The organism is Pseudomonas sp. ML2-2023-6 (assembly GCF_037055265.1).
In the GTDB taxonomy this organism is placed as follows: Bacteria; Pseudomonadota; Gammaproteobacteria; order Pseudomonadales; family Pseudomonadaceae; genus Aquipseudomonas; species Aquipseudomonas kulmbachensis.
On the sequence record NZ_CP146347.1, the window covers coordinates 1,256,609 to 1,274,297 of the forward strand.

16 protein-coding genes are annotated in these 17,689 nt (G+C 60.3%); 11 read left to right on the forward strand and 5 right to left on the reverse strand.

Annotated elements, in window-relative coordinates; genetic code table 11:
* Positions 1–42: 42 nt before the first annotated feature.
* The 8 genes from V6L79_RS05810 (at position 43) to V6L79_RS05845 (ending at position 5,961) form a co-directional block, all read left to right on the forward strand.
* Positions 43–705, forward strand: coding sequence for a riboflavin synthase (locus tag V6L79_RS05810; RefSeq protein WP_261740759.1), 663 nt, complete (start codon positions 43–45; stop codon positions 703–705).
* Positions 706–721: 16 nt separating this feature from the next.
* Positions 722–1,813, forward strand: coding sequence for a bifunctional 3,4-dihydroxy-2-butanone-4-phosphate synthase/GTP cyclohydrolase II (ribBA, locus tag V6L79_RS05815; protein WP_261740760.1), 1,092 nt, complete (start codon positions 722–724; stop codon positions 1,811–1,813).
* A 91-nt stretch (positions 1,814–1,904) separates the two neighbouring features.
* Positions 1,905–2,381 (forward strand): 6,7-dimethyl-8-ribityllumazine synthase, encoded by a 477-nt coding sequence (gene ribE / locus V6L79_RS05820; protein WP_003444275.1) that lies wholly within the window; start codon positions 1,905–1,907, stop codon positions 2,379–2,381.
* Positions 2,378–2,878 (forward strand): transcription antitermination factor NusB, encoded by a 501-nt coding sequence (gene nusB, locus V6L79_RS05825; RefSeq protein WP_133077063.1) that lies wholly within the window; start codon positions 2,378–2,380, stop codon positions 2,876–2,878. The genes ribE and nusB overlap by 4 nt, the downstream gene beginning before the upstream one ends.
* A 15-nt stretch (positions 2,879–2,893) precedes the next feature.
* Positions 2,894–3,853: a thiamine-phosphate kinase gene (thiL, locus tag V6L79_RS05830; RefSeq protein WP_321835615.1), complete on the forward strand. Its 960-nt coding sequence runs from the start codon at positions 2,894–2,896 to the stop codon at positions 3,851–3,853.
* Positions 3,854–4,133: 280 nt separating this feature from the next.
* Positions 4,134–4,751 carry a GTP cyclohydrolase II gene (gene ribA, locus V6L79_RS05835; RefSeq protein WP_261740762.1) on the forward strand — a complete coding sequence of 206 codons (618 nt, stop codon included), beginning with the start codon at positions 4,134–4,136 and terminating at the stop codon, positions 4,749–4,751.
* Positions 4,748–5,167, forward strand: a complete 420-nt coding sequence (locus V6L79_RS05840; protein ID WP_261740763.1) for an MFS transporter — start codon at positions 4,748–4,750, stop codon at positions 5,165–5,167. Before ribA ends, V6L79_RS05840 begins: the two co-directional genes overlap by 4 nt.
* Entirely contained in the window at positions 5,167–5,961 is a 795-nt protein-coding gene (locus V6L79_RS05845) for a cobalamin-binding protein (RefSeq protein ID WP_321835619.1), read from the forward strand. Before V6L79_RS05840 ends, V6L79_RS05845 begins: the two co-directional genes overlap by 1 nt.
* Positions 5,962–6,013: 52 nt before the next feature.
* Here V6L79_RS05845 and V6L79_RS05850 read toward each other — a convergent pair whose 3' ends face one another.
* The 5 genes from V6L79_RS05850 to V6L79_RS05870 all read right to left on the reverse strand — a co-directional run bounded on the left by V6L79_RS05850 (position 6,014) and on the right by V6L79_RS05870 (position 14,001).
* Positions 6,014–7,885, reverse strand: coding sequence for a TonB-dependent receptor domain-containing protein (locus V6L79_RS05850; RefSeq protein ID WP_338579918.1), 1,872 nt, complete (start codon positions 7,883–7,885; stop codon positions 6,014–6,016).
* Between the two features lie 116 nt (positions 7,886–8,001).
* On the reverse strand, positions 8,002–9,900 hold the full coding sequence (gene dxs, locus V6L79_RS05855) for a 1-deoxy-D-xylulose-5-phosphate synthase (protein ID WP_338579919.1): 1,899 nt from the start codon (positions 9,898–9,900) through the stop codon (positions 8,002–8,004).
* Positions 9,901–10,031: 131 nt separating this feature from the next.
* The gene (gene ispA, locus V6L79_RS05860; protein ID WP_338579920.1) at positions 10,032–10,919 is read right to left on the reverse strand and encodes a (2E,6E)-farnesyl diphosphate synthase; all 888 of its coding nucleotides are present in this window, start codon (positions 10,917–10,919) and stop codon (positions 10,032–10,034) included.
* Positions 10,916–11,158 (reverse strand): exodeoxyribonuclease VII small subunit, encoded by a 243-nt coding sequence (locus V6L79_RS05865; protein ID WP_016779237.1) that lies wholly within the window; start codon positions 11,156–11,158, stop codon positions 10,916–10,918. Before V6L79_RS05865 ends, ispA begins: the two co-directional genes overlap by 4 nt.
* 134 nt (positions 11,159–11,292) lie before the next feature.
* Positions 11,293–14,001 carry a LuxR C-terminal-related transcriptional regulator gene (locus V6L79_RS05870; RefSeq protein ID WP_338579921.1) on the reverse strand — a complete coding sequence of 903 codons (2,709 nt, stop codon included), beginning with the start codon at positions 13,999–14,001 and terminating at the stop codon, positions 11,293–11,295.
* 200 nt (positions 14,002–14,201) lie between these two features.
* Here V6L79_RS05870 and V6L79_RS05875 point away from each other — a divergent pair, with 200 nt between their 5' ends.
* From V6L79_RS05875 to V6L79_RS05885, 3 genes are read left to right on the forward strand one after another with little or no spacing between them, the layout of a single operon-like run.
* Positions 14,202–15,164, forward strand: coding sequence for a thiamine pyrophosphate-dependent dehydrogenase E1 component subunit alpha (locus tag V6L79_RS05875; RefSeq protein ID WP_321837465.1), 963 nt, complete (start codon positions 14,202–14,204; stop codon positions 15,162–15,164).
* Between the two features lie 11 nt (positions 15,165–15,175).
* Entirely contained in the window at positions 15,176–16,195 is a 1,020-nt protein-coding gene (locus V6L79_RS05880; protein ID WP_261740770.1) for an alpha-ketoacid dehydrogenase subunit beta, read from the forward strand.
* Positions 16,196–16,197: 2 nt separating this feature from the next.
* Positions 16,198–17,682, forward strand: a complete 1,485-nt coding sequence (locus V6L79_RS05885) for a 2-oxo acid dehydrogenase subunit E2 (protein WP_338579924.1) — start codon at positions 16,198–16,200, stop codon at positions 17,680–17,682.
* Positions 17,683–17,689 lie beyond the last annotated feature (7 nt).

Consider the following 17,689-nt stretch of genomic DNA (forward strand, 5'->3'; position numbering starts at 1 on the left):
CGGCCTTCGCTTTACGCAGGCTTTGTTCTCAAGGGGAACGCCATGTTTACAGGCATCATTGAATCCATCGGCAGCATCCGTGCACTGACCCCTAAAGGCGGTGATATACGAGTTTCAATCGACACCGGCAAGCTCGACCTGAGCGACGTCAAACTTGGCGACAGCATCGCGATCAATGGCGTGTGCCTGACCGCGGTTGAGCTGCCGGGCAACGGCTTTGCGGCTGACGTAAGTCGCGAGACCCTCGATTGCACCGCATTCAACGACTTGAAAAGCGGCAGCCGGGTCAACCTGGAAAAAGCGCTGACCCCGACCACGCGTTTGGGTGGGCACCTGGTGAGCGGTCACGTCGATGGTGTGGGCGAAGTGATCTCGCGTGACGAGAACGCTCGCGCTATCGAATTCGTGATCCGCGCCCCCAAAGAACTGGCCAAGTACATCGCGCACAAAGGCTCGATCACCGTCGATGGCACCAGCCTGACCGTGAACTCGGTCAATGGCGCCGAGTTTTCGCTGACGATCATTCCGCACACCCTGAGCGAAACCATCATGGGCGATTACCGTCCGGGTCGCCGGGTCAACCTCGAAGTCGACTTGCTGGCGCGTTACCTTGAGCGTCTGCTGCTGGGCGATAAAGCCGCCGAGCCGACCTCGGGTGGCATCAGCGAAAGTTTTCTGGCCGCCAACGGCTACCTCAAATCCTGACTTAAGGGGGTGCCGCGTGGCGCTCAACAGCATCGAAGAACTGGTTGAAGACATCCGCCAAGGCAAGATGGTCATTCTTATGGATGACGAAGACCGTGAGAACGAAGGTGACCTGATCATGGCCGCCGAGTGCTGCAAGGCCGAGCACATCAACTTCATGGCGCGTTTTGCCCGTGGCCTGATCTGCATGCCGATGAGCCGCGAGCGCTGCGAATTGCTCAAACTGCCATTGATGGCACCGCGCAACGGTTCCGGCTTTGGCACCAAGTTCACCGTGTCGATTGAAGCTGCGACCGGCGTGACCACCGGAATTTCCGCCGCTGACCGTGCACGCACTGTGCAAGCAGCGGCCGCCAGGGACGCCAAGGCCGAAGACATTGTCAGCCCTGGTCACATCTTCCCGCTGATGGCACAAGCGGGCGGCACCCTGGCCCGCGCCGGTCACACCGAAGCGGCCTGCGACCTGGCCCGCATGGCCGGTTTCGAGCCAAGCGGCGTGATCTGTGAAGTGATGAACGACGACGGCACCATGGCTCGCCGCCCTGAGCTGGAAACGTTTGCGGCCGAACACGGGATCAAGATCGGCACCATCGCCGACCTGATTCACTACCGCATGATCCACGAACGTACCGTTCAGCGGATTGCCGAGCAGCCACTGGACAGCGAACTGGGCCAATTCAATTTGGTGACCTATCGTGATTCAGTCGAAGGCGATGTGCATATGGCGCTGACCCTGGGCAAGATCTGCGCCGAAGAGCCGACGCTGGTGCGAGTGCACAATGCCGACCCGTTGCGCGACCTGCTGATGGTCAAGCAACCGGGCCGCTGGAGCCTACGCGCCGCCATGACTGCGGTGGCAGAGGCGGGCAGCGGTGTTGTGCTGCTGCTGGGGCATCCGCTGGATGGTGATGTATTGCTGGCGCATATCCGCGAAACCGCAGACCAGATTCCGGTAAAAAAACCGACCACCTACAGCATCGTCGGTGCCGGTTCGCAGATCCTTCGTGACCTTGGCGTGCGTAAAATGCGCTTGATGAGTTCACCAATGAAGTTCAATGCCATATCCGGTTTCGATCTGGAAGTTGTAGAATACGTGCCCTCCGAATAAAGACCGGTCGTGTCCTGTCCGAATTCGTGGCCCAATATCCTTAAAGAACGCACGCGAGTGCGTTCTGGCTCTTTAATACGAGACATACCGAATGACCCTGAAGACCATCGAAGGTACCTTCATCGCCCCCAAGGGGCGCTACGCTCTGGTAGTTGGCCGTTTCAACAGCTTTGTTGTCGAAAGCCTGGTGAGTGGTGCCGTTGATGCCCTGGTTCGCCACGGTGTGAACGAAAGCGACATCACCATCATTCGAGCGCCGGGTGCGTTCGAAATCCCGCTGGTTGCGCAGAAGGTTGCCCAGCGCAACGAATTCGCCGCCATCATCGCCTTGGGCGCCGTGATTCGTGGCGGTACTCCGCACTTCGAATACGTTGCTGGCGAATGCACCAAGGGCTTGTCCCAAGTGTCCATGCAGTTCGGCGTACCGGTTGCATTCGGCGTGCTGACTGTTGATTCGATCGAGCAAGCCATCGAGCGTTCCGGCACCAAAGCCGGTAACAAAGGCGCTGAAGCTGCCTTGTCCGCCCTTGAAATGGTCAGCCTGTTGGCACAGTTGGAGGCCAAGTGATTTCCGACGAAAGCGATCGTTTCAACCCGCGCGATCCAAAACCTGCGGACGCTGGCAAACCTTCCAAGAGCGCCAAGCGCCGTGAAGCGCGTCAACTCGCGACTCAGGCCCTGTACCAGTGGCATATGGCCAAGCAATCGTTGAACGAAATTGAAGCGCAGTTCCGCGTTGATAACGACTTCACCGACGTTGATGCTGCGTACTTCCGTGAAATCCTGCACGGCGTACCTGCACACAAAGGCGAGATCGATGCTGCCTTGATCCCGTGCCTGGATATCACCATCGAAGAACTCGACCCGGTTGAGCTGTCTGTTCTGCGCCTGTCTACCTGGGAGCTGATCAAACGTGTCGACGTGCCTTACCGCGTTGTGATCAACGAAGGCATCGAGCTGGCCAAAGTGTTCGGCTCCACCGACGGCCACAAGTTCGTCAACGGTGTGCTCGACAAACTGGCGCCACGCCTGCGTGAAGCTGAAGTAAAGGCTTACAAGCGCTAAACGGCGCTGTCGGCCATGGGCGAGTTTGAGCTGATCCGCAACTTCTTCGCTGCCGCGCCCTGTGCGCAAGGCGGCGAAGGTGTTGCTCTGGGCATTGGCGACGACTGCGCCCTGCTGGATGTTCCCTTCGGGGAACAGCTGGCAATTTCCACTGACACCCTGGTAGCCGGGGTGCACTTCGCAGATCCTTGCGACCCTTTCTTGCTCGGTCAGCGTTCGCTGGCGGTGGCGGCCAGTGATTTGGCGGCCATGGGCGCAACACCTCTCGCCTTTACCCTTGCCTTGACCTTGCCGACGGTGGAAGCCGATTGGTTGCAAGCGTTCGCCCGTGGTTTGAACCTGATGGCTCAAACCTGCGACCTGCGCCTGATCGGCGGTGACACCACTCGCGGGCCGTTGTGCCTGACGCTCACGGTGTTTGGTCGTATCCCCAAGGGCAAGGCCCTGACTCGTAGCGGCGCCCGCCCTGGTGACCTGTTATGTGTGGGCGGCGAACTGGGCAACGCGGCGGGAGCGTTGCCGCTGGTACTGGGGCAGCGCAGCGCGCCACCGGTTATCAGCGAGCCGTTGCTGGCGCATTACTGGTCACCGCAACCGCAGTTGGCGCTGGGCCAGGCCCTGCGCGGCAAAGCCACCTCGGCGCTGGATATCTCTGATGGCCTGCTTGCCGACTGTGGCCATATTGCGCTGGCGTCCAAGGTGGGGCTGGAGATTGAACTGGACCGGGTGCCCATCTCGCTGGCGCTGGAAGAGTTTTTGGGCGCTGGCGATGCACAGCAGGCAGCATTGAGCGGCGGTGATGATTACGTGTTGGCGTTTACCTTGCCTGCGCTTGAACTGCCGACGCTGTTGGCTGATGGTTGGCCGATCCATGTGGTGGGTCGTGTGGTTGAAGGGCAGGGTGTTGGCTTGTTCGATGAGCACGGCCAGGACATCACCCCGGCAATCCGTGGCTATCAACATTTTCGCCTATAAAACTGTTCGTAGCAGCTGCCGTAGGAACGAGGCTGCGTCCGGCGGCGCAGCCGTCGCAAAATTATCACGCGCGGTTTTTTAGTTAAACCGCGTACTCTTATTTTACGATCGCTTCGCAATCGAACGTAGCCTTCGGCAACTGCTACGGGATTGGGACGGGTCGAGTTATCAAACTTTTAGATCTTTATCCACGGTAATTCAGCCTAAGCGTCTGTAGGAACCTCCTGTTACAATGTCGCCTTTGCGAATCTCCAGTCCTCAAACTGATCAGGAGCACACGGTGCCCGTCGTTTTCGTTGCCGCTTGCAAATTACCTACTCCTTTTGCCGAATTCACCATGCATGGCTTCCTTGAGAAAACCTCGGGCCGTGAACACGTTGTGCTCAGTCTGGGCGACGTGACTGATGGTGCTCCGGTTCTGGGTCGGGTGCATTCCGAATGCCTGACTGGCGATGCCTTGTTCAGCCAGCGTTGCGATTGTGGTTCGCAGCTCGAAGCCGCCTTGCAGGCCATCGCCCGCGAAGGCCGTGGCGTTCTGCTGTATCTGCGCCAGGAAGGTCGTGGCATCGGTTTGCTGAACAAAATCCGTGCTTACGAACTGCAAGATGGCGGCGCCGATACCGTTGAAGCCAACGAGCGTCTGGGCTTTGCTGCCGATCAGCGTGATTACGCCATCTGCCTGCCGATGCTGGAGCACGTGGGTGTGCAGTCGCTGCGCCTGATGACCAACAATCCGCGCAAGGTCAAAGCCTTGACCGAAATGGGCATCACCGTGGCCGAGCGTGTGCCTTTGCACACCGGGCACAACCCGCACAACAAATTGTACCTGGCGACCAAAGCCAACAAGCTCGGTCACATGATGGGCAACCAGCATCAAAACGAGGCCGACCCGGCGTGACCCGTGGCCAGCGTCGTCGGCGCCTGAGCTTCAGCTGGTGGCAACAGTTGGTACTGACTCTGCTGCCGCTGGTGTTGGTTAACTGGTTTTTCGGCAACGCCGAACCGCTGCTGCCTGAACTGGCGATGCCGTTCTTCATCGCGGGCGTGGCTTCGATGTTTGTCACCCTGCGCACGTTCGGGCCTTACAAACATGGCCTGATCAACCTGCAAAAAGCCCTCGACACCCCGCAGGAACCTGCGGCCTGGGATGCGCTGGCGCATGTGCGGCACCGTGCCTTGCTGGCGGCGGGATTGCCCACCTGGGTTGCTACCCTGGCGGTGTTCGTCGGGCTCGAAGGCGTACCTTTATTGCTGCTGACCCTGTCGACGCTGGTGCTGTTTTACCTCTACCGCATTCCTCGCCAGGTCGGCTGATGCGCGCTTGGCTGGCGGCTCTGCTGCTGACCGCGAGCATTCCTTCGCTGGCCGCCACGCGTGTGGTCAGCCTGTCTCCATCCTTATCCGAAATGGTTGTCGAACTGGGCGCCGCCGATTTGCTGGTGGGGCGTCTGGATGCGGGTGAGCCGTTGCCGGAGCTTGTCAGCGTGCCCTCAGTGGGCCGCTACGGGCAGTTGGACATGGAGCGCTTGCTCAGCCTGCAACCCGATCTGCTTTTGCTCTGGCCGGGCAGTGTGGGTGTTGCACAGCGCGAACAGCTGAATCGCCTGAAGATCCCGACCTACATTGGTGAACCGCGCAGCCTTGATCAGTTGGCTGATCAGGTCGAAGGGCTGGCTGTTGCTCTGGATCGCCCGCAGCGTGGGCATGAGCTGGCGGGTGAACTGCGTCAGCGTTTGGCCGGGCTGCGTGCCCAGTATTGGCGCGACACACCGTTGCGGGTGTTTTACCAAGTGTGGGACCAGCCGCTGTACACCATCGGTGGCGGGCAAATCATCAGTGATGCGTTGGCCGTGTGCGGGGCGAGCAATGTGTTTGACGACCTCAAGTTGCCTGCTCCGCAGGTCAGTATTGAGTCCGTGTTGCAGCGCAATCCCGAGGTGATCATTGCCAGTACCCAGGCGCAACTTGATGCTTGGAAAATTTGGCCGCAGATTGATGCCGTCAAACACGGGCGCTTGTTGTTACTGACCGACAAAGGCCTGGAGCGCCCGAGCGGGCAGATGCTTGAAGCCACGGCCAAGTTGTGTGAACAGCTAGCGGCACACTAACCCTCTTGAGCCTTCGCGAGCAGGCTCGCTCCCACAAGGGGGGCTGCGCCTTCTAGAGAGTAGGCGTCCAGGTCACGGCCAACTGCAAGCTGCGGCGCTCTTCGCGGTAGCCATAGTAGTTGCCCTCATAGCTGTAGAGCGCGCGGGTGAAGCTCTTGTCCAGCAGGTTATCGACTTTCAAGTCGAACCGGACTTGCGAGCTGGCCTGCCAGTTGCCACGCAATCCCAACAGTCCGTAGCCGCCAATGGGCTGCTTGTTGTCTTCATCATTGAAGCTGCTGCTCACCGCTTGCCAACTGGCGCCGACGCCTAGCCGGTCAAATTGCCGATCCAGATCCAGGCTCAACGTTCTGCGTGCCCGGCGGCCCAGGGTATGGCCGGTATCGCGATCACGCGGGTCGATAATTGCGATGCCCAGGCTGCTCTGCCAGCCGAACCATTCTTGTTGCAGGGCGCTTTCGAAACCGGTGATTTGCGCCGCGCCGATGTTCTGCTGGATAAAGTCAGCATCGGCCACAATCGCGTCACGAATATCGGTGCGGTACAGCGATGTTTCCAGCCTGCTGGTCTCGCTCAACTGGCTGCGCCATTGGACTTCGTAGCTTTTCGAATACTCGGGTTTGAGGTTCGGGTTGCCGAACTGTGGGTAGTACAAGTCATTGAAGGTGGGCGCGCGGAAGCCTTCGCTGTAAGACAAGAGCACATCGTTGTTGGCATTCAACGGCACGCTCAGGCTGGCGCTCCAGGTGTTGTGGCTACCGAACTGCTGGTTCTGGTCATGACGCACGCCCAATTCGGTCGAAAAATAATCGCCATGAAACCGGTGCTGAACAAACGCTGCGTGGTTCCAGCGGCTGTCTTGCTCAAAAGCCGTGCTGCTGCGCACGCGGTCTTGATAGGTATCGGCGCCGAGGATCAGGCTGTTTTTGTCGTCCAGCGTCAGGTTGTTTTGCCAGTTCAGCGAGTCGCGGTAGGTATTGAAACTGTAGATATCAGCGCTGAGCTGGTCCCGGGTTTTTTCGCGGTTTTCACTGTGGCCCAGTTCCAGGCGCGAATTCCAGCGCTCACTCAATTGCGCATCGATAAAGCTGCCAACGCTGCTGATATCAAAATCGCTGTAAAGCTGCTGGCCACTGACTGTCATGGTGCTCGGGTCCCAGCGCCCGAACGGGTTATCGAGTTCGGTTTTGCCAACGTTTTTCATCGCTGTCAGCCCGACTTCAAGGTCTTCGTTCAGGTAGTGGTTCAGGTTCAGGCTCAGCGACTTGTTGCGATAGGCATCGTGATCGTTGTCGCTGGGGAAGGACTCGTGGGTGCGGTTGATGCCCGCCGTCTCCTCCAGGCTACCACTCAAGTTGTAGCGGGTCTGCGCATCGCCACCGGAGACGCCGACGCTGTTCTCTGAGCTGCCATAACTGCCCACGGCACTGTGAACCCGAAGTTGTGGGGCATGGTCCGAACCACGGCGGGTGAAAATCTGAATCACCCCGCCAATCGCATCGCTGCCGTAGATCACCGAGCGCGAGCCACGCAAGACTTCAACGCGCTCGATCTGATCAATATTGAGGTACTGCAGGTTGCTGTCGGCCGAGGTGGCATTGGCCATGCGCTGGCCGTCGACCAGTACCAGGCTTTGCGCCGACTTGGTGCCGCGAATGTAAATCCCCGGCAAGCCACCGCGCCCGCCGCTGCGGGCCACTTGCACGCCCGGGACCCGGCCCAGGAGGTCGGTCAGGCTGGTGGGTTGCAGGCGGTCGATGTCTTCACGGGTGAGCACGCTGTTGGCGCTGCTGCTGTCCGAGCGCGCCTCAACCTGTCGGTTGCCGGTGATCAGGGTTTGCGGGAGTTTGAGCGCGTCTTCACGCTCAGCAGCATTGGCCAGCAGAGGGCTGGCGAGGATTAAAGCCAAGCGAAGGCGTTTCATGGTTTCTCGGTATTAAACCTGTAGCCGCTGCCGCAGGCTGCGATAAGGTCCGCAGGACCTTGCTCATGCAAAGTGCTTCGGGCGCGATCGCAGCCAGCGGCAGCGTACGGGGTGGGTCAGAGCCCCAGCAACTGCATGCGCTGGCGCACCGAAGCTTCGATGCCTGCCGCATCCAGGCCGCACTCGGCCAGCATCTGGCTTGGTTTGGCGTGTTCGACGTACACATCCGGCAAGCCCAGGTGCAGCACCGACTTGAGCACGTTTTCACGGGCCAGGAACTCGCTGACGCCAGCTCCGGCACCGCCCATGATGGCGTTCTCTTCAAGGGTCACCAGCAGCTCATGGCTATCAGCCATTTCGCGAACCAGTGCTTCATCCATCGGTTTGACGAAGCGCATGTCGACCACCGTGGCGTCGATTTTTTCTGCGACGAGCAGGGCTTCGGTCAATTGCACACCAAACACCAGCATGGCGACTTTTGAACCCTGGCGACGAATCACGCCTTTGCCGATTTCCAGCGGCTCAAGGGTTTTTTCGATCGGCGCGTTCGGACCGGTGCCACGTGGGTAGCGCACTGCCGCTGGGCCGTTGTACAGGTGGCCAGTGGTAAGCATTTTGCGCAGTTCGTTCTCATCGCTCGGGGTCATGATGACCATGCCCGGAATGCAGCGCAGGAACGACAGGTCGAAACTACCGGCGTGGGTCGGACCGTCTTCGCCTACCAGACCGGCACGGTCGATGGCGAACAGCACGTCCAGGTTTTGTACCGCAACGTCATGCACCAGCTGGTCGTAACCGCGCTGCAGGAACGTAGAGTAAATAGCCACCACCGGCTTGGCGCCTTCGCAGGCCATACCGGCCGCAAAGGTCACCGCGTGCTGCTCGGCAATCGCCACGTCGAAATAACGCTTGGGGAAGCGCTCGCTGAAGGCGATCAGGTCCGAGCCTTCTTTCATGGCCGGGGTGATGCCCATCAGGCGCTCATCGGCAGCCGCCATGTCGCACAGCCACTCGCCAAACACTGCCGAGTACTTTGGCCCGCTCGCCACTTTGGGCGCGGCTTTCGGTGCGTCCAGCGGTTCAAGCTTGGTGATGGCGTGATAGCCGATCGGGTCGGCTTCGGCCGGGGCAAAGCCCTTGCCCTTTTTAGTGACGATATGCAGGAACTGCGGGCCTTTGAGATCGCGCATGTTGCGCAGCGTCGCAATCAGGGTCGGCAGGTCGTGACCATCGATAGGACCGATGTAGTTCCAGCCCAGCTCTTCAAACAGTGTGCCGGGGACCAGCATGCCCTTGGCATACTCTTCGGTACGGCGGGCAATTTCCCAGGCGCCTGGCAAACGTGACAGCACTTTTTTGCTGCCTTCGCGCATGCTGGCGTAGGTACGGCTGGAGAGGATTTTGGCCAGGTAGTTGGACAAACCGCCGACATTACGCGAGATCGACATGTCGTTGTCGTTGAGGATCACCAGCATGTTGGCATTCACTTCAGGCGCGTGGTTCAGCGCTTCGAAGGCCATGCCCGCGGTCAGCGCGCCGTCACCGATCACGGCGATGGCCTTGCGGTCGCTGTTTTGCAGGCGGGCGGCAATGGCCATGCCCAGCGCTGCACTGATCGAGGTGCTGGAGTGGCCGACGCCAAAGGTGTCGTACTCGCTCTCGGAGCGACGCGGGAAAGCGGCAACGCCGTCCTTCTGGCGCAAGGTCGCCATTTGCTCGCGACGGCCCGTGAGGATTTTGTGCGGATACGCCTGATGGCCGACATCCCACACCAGCCGGTCGTCCGGGGTGTCGAATACGTAGTGCAACGCAATGGTCAGCTCAATGACACCCAAGCCGGCGCCAAAATGCCCACCCGTCTGGCCGACGGTATAGAGCAATTCCAGGCGCAACTCATCAGCCAGGGTTTCCAGCTCGGCTTCGGCCAGGCGGCGAAGGCCCGCAGGCGTGCCTGCCCGGTCAAGCAGGGGCGTAGTCGGACGGTTGCGGGGAATCTCTTGAAACGTCGTTGGCATCAGGCGAATCGTTATAGGTATAAGAAGAGGCGGCAGTTTACCTTATGGAACGTAAGCTGCCCACGCAGTCTGGTACTCGTTAGTAAGACCTTGGCATTAGAGCTGTCAGAAATCGTTACTGAAAAGCGTTTTCAGTGGCGGCGCTCCACGATATATCGCGCCAGTTCACGCAGCGGCTCAGCGCCTGCATCAAAATGCCGCAGGGCATTGAGTGCCTGATCGCGCAGTTCCAGTGCATAGCCTTTGGCCTGTTCCAGGCCCATTAGCGCCGGATAGGTTGGTTTGTCCCGTGCGATATCGGCGCCCTGGCGTTTGCCCAGCGTGGCGGTATCGCTTTCAACATCCAGAATGTCGTCCTGAACTTGAAATGCCAGGCCAATGGCTCGTGAGTAGGTGTTCAAGGCGTGCAGGCTTTCGGCAGTCGCGTTGCCGCTGGCCAGGGCGCCTAGTTCTACGCTGGCCTCGATCAGGGCTCCGGTCTTGTGGCGGTGCATGTTTTCCAGCGCCGCCTGATTGAGCTTGATGCCGACCGAACCGAGGTCAATGGCTTGGCCGCCGACCATGCCCGCCGGGCCTGCGGCCTGGGCGAGGGCGGTGACCATGCGCAAGCGCGTGTCAGCGTCCAGGGTGTTCAGTTGCGGGTCGAGCAGGGCGCTGAACGCCAGGCTTTGCAGGCCGTCACCGGCCAGAATGGCGCAGGCTTCGTCAAAAGCTTTATGGGTGGTCGGCTGGCCGCGGCGCAGATCGTCATCATCCATTGCGGGCAAATCATCATGCACCAGCGAATAGGCGTGGATCAGCTCAACTGCACAGGCCGCGCCATTGGCTTGCTCCGGCGCGCCGCCCAGCGCTTGGCAAGCGGCATAGGCCAGCAGCGGACGAACCCGTTTGCCACCATTCATGACGCTGTAGTGCATGGCCTCAAACAGGCGTTCCAGCTCCGGGGCCGGAGCGACAAACAAGCGTTCAAGCGCCGCATTGACCCGGGCCTGGCTGCTGATCTGGTACGCATCAATCATTCGGACTGTTCCGCATCAAAGGGTTCTTGTGCCAGCTCACCATCGCGCTCCAGCAGGATTTGAACTTTCTGTTCTGCCTGGGCCAGTGCGCCCTGGCAGTCACGGGTCAGGCGGATGCCTTGTTCGAAGGCAGTCAGGGAGTCTTCCAGCGACAGCTCGCCATTTTCCAGGCGTTCGACCAGTGTTTGCAGGTCTGCGAGTGACTGTTCGAAATCCAGGGAAGCTTTTTTGCGGGCCATGGCGGCATTCTCGGTAGGCGTTAAAACCGGCTGACACTAGCAGACAGCGGGTTTTGGGGCAAATCGGGGGTGGCATGCCCCGTGTTCACTCTGGCCGGTTTGATGGGCCAGGCACGCGTTGCTGCAAGCATGCCTCATCCCAGTAGATTGAATTTTTGCGCGCGGGTGATTGCCTGTGTGCGGCTGGTGACGTGCAGTTTGCAGAACAGATTCTTGAGGTGCCACTTCACGGTTTCGGCCGAAATATCCAGGCTGCGGGCGATTTCCTTGTTGGCTTGCCCTTGGGCAATCAGTAGCAGGATCTGCTGTTCGCGCTCACTCAGGTTCGGTTCGTCTGCACTCGGATCCTCGTTGGCCGTGCGCGGGTCCAGGCTGTCGAGCAGGCTGCGCAGGTAGTCGGCGATCTGCGGCCGGGCATTTTTCAGTGTGGCCTGAAGCAGGGCCGGCATGGCTGCGCCCGCATCCAGCAAGGTACGCCGCAAGTTCTGCCGGCAAGCCAGATTAAGCAGCGGCTGCAGGGTTTTCAGCGCCCCGGCCTGGTCGTCCGGCCACAAGGCACAGGCCAGTGCGGCGCGGCTACCCGCAGCACGGAGCAACTGGCCTTGGCGTTCGTCCTCTTGCAGCAAACCGTGCAACAGCGTTGCAGCCAGGCGCCATTGTTTTTGCGCCGCCGCGATATGGCAGTGCGCCTGGATCTGAGCGCGCCTGATTTCCGGGTGCTCGTGGGCGGGGTCAAGCGCCTGCAACTGTCGTTGTAACCCGAGCGCCTGCGGCAGCTGTTCACTGGCCAGGTGAATACGTATTTCCTCGACCAGCAACCACGCTTGCAAGCGTGGCCAGCGTCGCACTGTCGCCAGTTGCTGGGCATGTTCCAGCAGATAGCGCGCCTGGCTCGGCTCGCCCATCAGCAGTGCCCTGCGCGACAGGCTGGCGTAGGCGCACAACAGGGCATCCGGCGGCGCGACGGTGTCGATCTGGCTCAGGCGCGGCGTCAACAGCGCCTGCAGCTGTTGCCATTCGCCACGCTCATAAAGCAACTCGCCCAACAGTGCAGCCAGCGTCGCACTGCCGCTTGATTGGGGGCCTGTGAGGTGTTCGGCCGGGCCCAAGGCTTGTAGGTAATACTGCTCGGCGCTGTACAAATCAGCCTGGCGCAAATGACTCAACCCCAGCACAAAAGCTCGGTAAACACTCACAAACAAGTTGTGCGACGGGGTTGTGGGGCAGGGCATATGGCGTTGAACTGCCTGCGCCTGCTGGTAATGCCCTTGAGTCATGTAGCCATAGCTGAGAATGTTGCAGATCAGCCCGTCGACCCATGTGTCGCCGCACGGAACCCGCGCCAGCAAGGGCTCGACACGCTCGATGCTGTGGCTGATATTTTCTGCGAACGCCTCCGTGATAGCGCCGATCACCTGATATTTGATGCTCAGCCGGGCGCTGGGATGCTGCGTCTGGAACACCGGATACAGGCTCTCCAGCAACCCCCTTGAGGCGCTGAAATGGAAGTGATGGCCCAAAGCCCAGGCCAGGTTGAGCTGCAAATCGATGCGCTGCTCATCCAGTGATTCTGCGCTGGCTTCGGGCATTTTTTGCAGCCAGCGCACCAGCGTGTCGACATCGCCTTCTTCGGCCAGCGACTGTGCGCCCTGATTGGCGCAGTCGTGGCGCCCTCCGTGTTGGCCCGCCGCCAGTGCATGACGAATCGCTTCGGCCCAGTATTGATGGTTGGCCAGCCAGTTGCTGGCGCGCTCATGCAGATCCGCGACATCAATGTCGGTGCGCAACAGACGCTCATTGAGAGTTTCGACAAACAGCGTGTGATAGCGAAACCACTGACCTTGCGCATCCAGCGAGAAGATAAACAGATTGTGCCGTTCGATCTCGGCCAGCATCTGCTGCGCGTCGTCGCGCCCGGTGACGGCATTGCACAGTGAAGGCGTCAGGCGCCCCAGAATTGAGGTCTTCAGTAAAAACGTCTGTAACGGCAACGACAGCGGCGCCAATACCACGTCGTAGAGATAGCGGCCTGCCTGACGGTTGCCCAGTTGCAAGCGATCCAGGGTGCGCAGTGGATCACTGGGTGCCAGTGCCGCCATCTGGATGCCGGTGATCCAGCCTTCGGTCAGGTTCAGCACTTGTTGCAGCTCGGCGGGCACAAAACGCTGGGCGGTTGCGTGGCTCAGATAGTCTTGGGTTTCTTCGAGATTGAAACGCAGATCGTTGGTGTCGACTTCCAGCAGTTGCTTGCGCGCCTGCAACCGGCTCAAGGGCAAACCCGGAACGCTGCGGCTGCCCACCAGCAGGTGAAAACAGTCCGGTGCATGTTGCAGCAACTGCTCGATGTCACCCGCGATGCTCGGGTGCTGGATCAGGTGCAGGTCATCGAGCACCAGGTACAGGGAATGTTTGCGCCCTTGCATCAGGTTGATCAACTCGCGAGTAAAGCGACAACCGGTCAACGCGATGCACTCAAACAGAGGCTGGGTGTTTTCCAGAGGTTGCCCGCTGGCCTGGTTCAGCGCGCTCAGCAGATAACGGCGAAAGGTCAGGGGCGTATCGTCCTGCTCGTCGAGGCTGAGCCAGGCCACGCTATGGCCTTGCTCAAGCAAGCGCTGGCGCCACTGCCCCAGCAACGTGGTTTTGCCAAACCCGGCGGGGCCGCACACCAGCGCCAGGCGTCGTTCCTCAAGCAGGCGCAGTTTGTCCAACAGCCGCGCGCGTACCAGCACCGTGCCAGTGGAGCGGGGAGGTACCAGTTTGGTGGCTATGAGCGGCAAACCGTGGTTGAGGTCAATGCGGTCCTGGTGATCGATCAGCTGGGGAAACTTGGCCTGGGTCATTGTTGTTATGTATCCCTCTAGCGTTTGTCTGGCGCCGTTCCTGAGGATTGAAGGGTAGCCCCCCCATCGCATTTAAGCGCCCACCCATCCGGGTAGTTATGGCTGTGACTTTAGGCTCTTACCGTAAGCGAACGCCATCGTCGTTCGCCTTCGGGTGTTCGATACAACCAATAAAAAAACCAGGACAAGAGGGCGAAACCATGTCGCTTGGCAAGTCAGAACTGCTCAGGGCCTATCGCAAAATGCGCGAAATCCGCGTGTTCGAAGAACGCCTGCACCAGGAAAACACCACCGGGGACATCCCCGGGTTCATTCACCTTTACTGCGGTGAAGAGGCCATCGCCGTGGGGGTCTGCGAAAACCTTGAAGACACCGACTATATCGGCTCGACTCATCGAGGGCATGGGCACTGCATCGCCAAGGGCTGCGATATCCACGGGATGATGGCGGAAATTTTTGGCAAGGATTCCGGGCTGTGCCGCGGCAAGGGCGGCTCGATGCATATCGCTGACTTGAGCAAGGGCATGCTCGGCGCCAACGCCATTGTCGGGGGGGCGCCACCGCTGGCGATTGGTGCGGCACTGACCGCCAAAACCCTGGGCAATCGTGGTGTGGCGGTGTCGTTTACCGGTGACGGCGGCTCGAACCAAGGGCTGGTATTCGAGGCCATGAACATGGCCGTGGTGCTGCAATTACCGGTCATTTTCATGTTTGAGAACAATGGTTTTGGCGAGGCTACCGGGCATGACTATGCCGTCGGCGGGCGCAATATCGCGCAGCGTGCCGCGGGCTTCGGGATGCCAGCGGTCAAGGTCGACGGTACGGATTTTTTCTCCGTATATGAGGCCGTCGCGGTTGCCGTAGAACGGGCCCGAGCCGGTGAAGGCCCGACCGCTATTGAGGCGGTTGCCCATCGTTGGTACGGCCACTTTGAAGGCGACCCGATGCTCTATCGCGCTGATGGCGAAGTCGAGCGCCTGCGCAAGGACAGCGATCCGCTGCAAATTTTCAGTCAACACGTTGCCGGTCAAATCTCCCCCGAGGAACTGCAAGCCATCGACGCCGAGGTCAATGCCTTGGTCGATGACGCCGTGGCCAAGGCCCGGGCGGCAGACTTCCCCGCGCTAGAGAGCTTGCTGACCGACGTCTACGTGTCTTACTGAGGATTTGAACCATGGCAATTCGTACTTATCGTGAAGCGGTCAAAGAAGCCCTGGCTCAGGAAATGGCCCTCGACGACCGAGTGGTGCTGATAGGTGAAGACGTATGCGGCGGCCAGGCAGGCACTGCCGAAGTCGGCAGCAAGGGCGAAGCGTTCGGTGGCGTACTGGGCGTGACCAAGGGCCTGTGGACCGAGTTCGGTTCGGCGCGGGTGATCGATACGCCCATCACCGAGTCGGCGATTATCGGCATGGCGGCAGGCGCGGCCATGACCGGCCTGCGCCCGGTTGCCGAACTGATGTTTATGGATTTTTTCGGCGTCTGCCACGACATGCTCTACAACCAGGCGGCCAAGTTTCGCTACATGTTCGGAGGCAAGGCCAAGGCCCCGATGGTGGTGCGAGGCATGATCGGCGCCGGCTTTTCGGCAGCGGCGCAACACTCGCAGTCGCCCTACCATATTTTTGCGACGACACCCGGCCTCAAAGTCGTGGTGCCATCGTGCCCATACGACGTCAAGGGCCTGTTGATTCAGGCAATTCGTGACGACGACCCGGTGGTGTTCTGTGAACACAAGGCGCTTTACGACATCAAGGGCGAAGTGCCCGAAGAGCCTTACACCATCCCGTTCGGCGTGGCCAATTACACCCGCGAAGGCACCGATGTGACCATCATCGCGCTGGCGGCGATGGTGCACAAAGCCAATCAGGTGGCAGACAAACTGGCTGGCGAGGGTATCTCTGTCGAAGTGGTCGACCCGCGCACCGTATCGCCATTGGATGAAGACGGCATTCTGGAATCGGTGACCTCCACCGGCCGCGTAGTGATTGTTGACGAGTCCGCCGCGCGCCTTGGCTTTGCGCATGATCTGGCGGCGCTGATTGCCACCAAAGCGTTCTACCAACTCAAAGCGCCGATCATCATGGTCACGCCGCCGCATACCCCGGTGCCGTTCTCGCCGGTGCTGGAGCAGGCCTGGATACCCAGCGTTGACCGCATTGAAGCGGCCGTGCGCAAAGTGATGGAGGCCTGAGCATGAGCGCGATCAAGATTATCGAAGTGCCCAAGTGGGGCCTGTCGATGGAAGAAGGCACGCTCAACAGCTGGTTGATCGAAGAGGGCGACAGCTTCAAGCAGCACCAGGAAGTGTGCGAAATCGAGACCAGCAAAATTGCCAACGTGCTCGAGGCCCCATTCGATGGTGTGCTGCGGCGCAAGGTTGCTACTGCCGGGCAAACCCTGCCGGTGGGCGGTGTGCTGGGCGTGGTTGCGGATGCGTCGGTCAGTGATGCCGATATTGATGCGTTTTTGGCGCAACGCGCCGCGCCCGCCGGTGCCGCAAGCCCTGAGCCAGCAGTTGCTGTGACCGTGAAGGCAACTGAGCCCGCACCGGTGCCGAGCATGAAATCAGCGGGTGGTTGGCAGGTGCCTCAAGCGTTGCTGGGCGCAAGTGTTGCCCCGGTATTTGCTACGCCGCATGCCACGCGTCTGGCCAAGGAACTTGGTATCGACCTGAGCCGTATCAGCGGATCGGGCCCCGAAGGTCGGATCAGTGTGGCGGACATTGAACAGGCGGTACGCGATAGCGGCGGTAAGGTCGCAGTGCTCGAGCCCGCGCTCAAAGCGTCCGGGCCTGCACGCTCCCGTGGCGATGACAGCCAAGTGCTGGCGACACCGCTGGCGCGTCGTTTGGCCGCCGAGCTGGGCATCAATCTGAATGATTGCCGCGTAACCGGCAGTCGTGGGCGAGTCAGCAAGGCGGACGTGTTGCAAGTCAGCGCGGTGCAGAACCCGGTGCTGGCGGCGCCGACTCAAGTGGCCCCCGAGCAGGCACAAGCCGAGGTGCTACCGATGACAGGCATGCGCAAGGCGATTGCCGCGCGCTTGCAGGAGTCCAAGCGCACCGCGCCGCATTTCCGCCTGCACGCGGACCTGGATCTGGAAGCGCTGCTGACCCTGCGCAGCGAACTCAATGCTGCGGCCCCGGCGATCAAACTGTCGGTCAATGACTTGCTGATCAAGGCGTGCGCGCTGGCGCTGATCAAAGTACCCGACGTGAATGTGCAATTTGATGAAGCGCGCCAGGCGGTGCTGCGTTTTAGCGATGCCGACATCTCTGTGGCCGTGGCCCTGCCCGGTGGCTTGATCACCCCTATCGTGCGTCAGGCCAACCGTAAAAGCCTGGCGCAAATCTCTGGTGAAATGCTCAGCCTGGTGACCAGGGCCAAAGCGGGCACCCTCAAGCCGGAAGAGTTTCAGGGCGGCAGCTTCAGTATTTCCAATCTGGGCATGTTGGGTGTCAGCCAGTTCGACGCAATCATCAACCCGCCCCAGGGGGCGATTCTGGCCATTGGTGCGGGCGAGCAGCGAGTCGTGGCCCACAACGGGCAAGTCGCGGTGCGCACGCAAATGACCGTGACCCTGTCCTGCGATCACCGGGTGATTGATGGCGCGCTGGGTGCTGCGTTCCTCAAGGAACTCAAGCGTCTGGTGCAAACCCCAAGCCTGATGATGCTCTAGGAGCGAC

Bases quoted from the DNA above. Each gene is read 5' to 3' on its own strand.
- V6L79_RS05810 (WP_261740759.1), top strand. From the start codon at position 43: ATGTTTACAGGCATCATTGAATCCATCGGCAGCATCCGTGCACTGACC.
- ribE (WP_003444275.1), top strand. From the start codon at position 1,905: ATGACCCTGAAGACCATCGAAGGTACCTTCATCGCCCCCAAGGGGCGC.
- thiL (WP_321835615.1), top strand. From the start codon at position 2,894: ATGGGCGAGTTTGAGCTGATCCGCAACTTCTTCGCTGCCGCGCCCTGT.
- V6L79_RS05845 (WP_321835619.1), top strand. From the start codon at position 5,167: ATGCGCGCTTGGCTGGCGGCTCTGCTGCTGACCGCGAGCATTCCTTCG.
- V6L79_RS05850 (WP_338579918.1), bottom strand. From the start codon at position 7,885: ATGAAACGCCTTCGCTTGGCTTTAATCCTCGCCAGCCCTCTGCTGGCC.
- dxs (WP_338579919.1), bottom strand. From the start codon at position 9,900: ATGCCAACGACGTTTCAAGAGATTCCCCGCAACCGTCCGACTACGCCC.
- ispA (WP_338579920.1), bottom strand. From the start codon at position 10,919: ATGATTGATGCGTACCAGATCAGCAGCCAGGCCCGGGTCAATGCGGCG.
- V6L79_RS05865 (WP_016779237.1), bottom strand. From the start codon at position 11,158: ATGGCCCGCAAAAAAGCTTCCCTGGATTTCGAACAGTCACTCGCAGAC.
- V6L79_RS05870 (WP_338579921.1), bottom strand. From the start codon at position 14,001: ATGACCCAGGCCAAGTTTCCCCAGCTGATCGATCACCAGGACCGCATT.
- V6L79_RS05875 (WP_321837465.1), top strand. From the start codon at position 14,202: ATGTCGCTTGGCAAGTCAGAACTGCTCAGGGCCTATCGCAAAATGCGC.
- V6L79_RS05880 (WP_261740770.1), top strand. From the start codon at position 15,176: ATGGCAATTCGTACTTATCGTGAAGCGGTCAAAGAAGCCCTGGCTCAG.
- V6L79_RS05885 (WP_338579924.1), top strand. From the start codon at position 16,198: ATGAGCGCGATCAAGATTATCGAAGTGCCCAAGTGGGGCCTGTCGATG.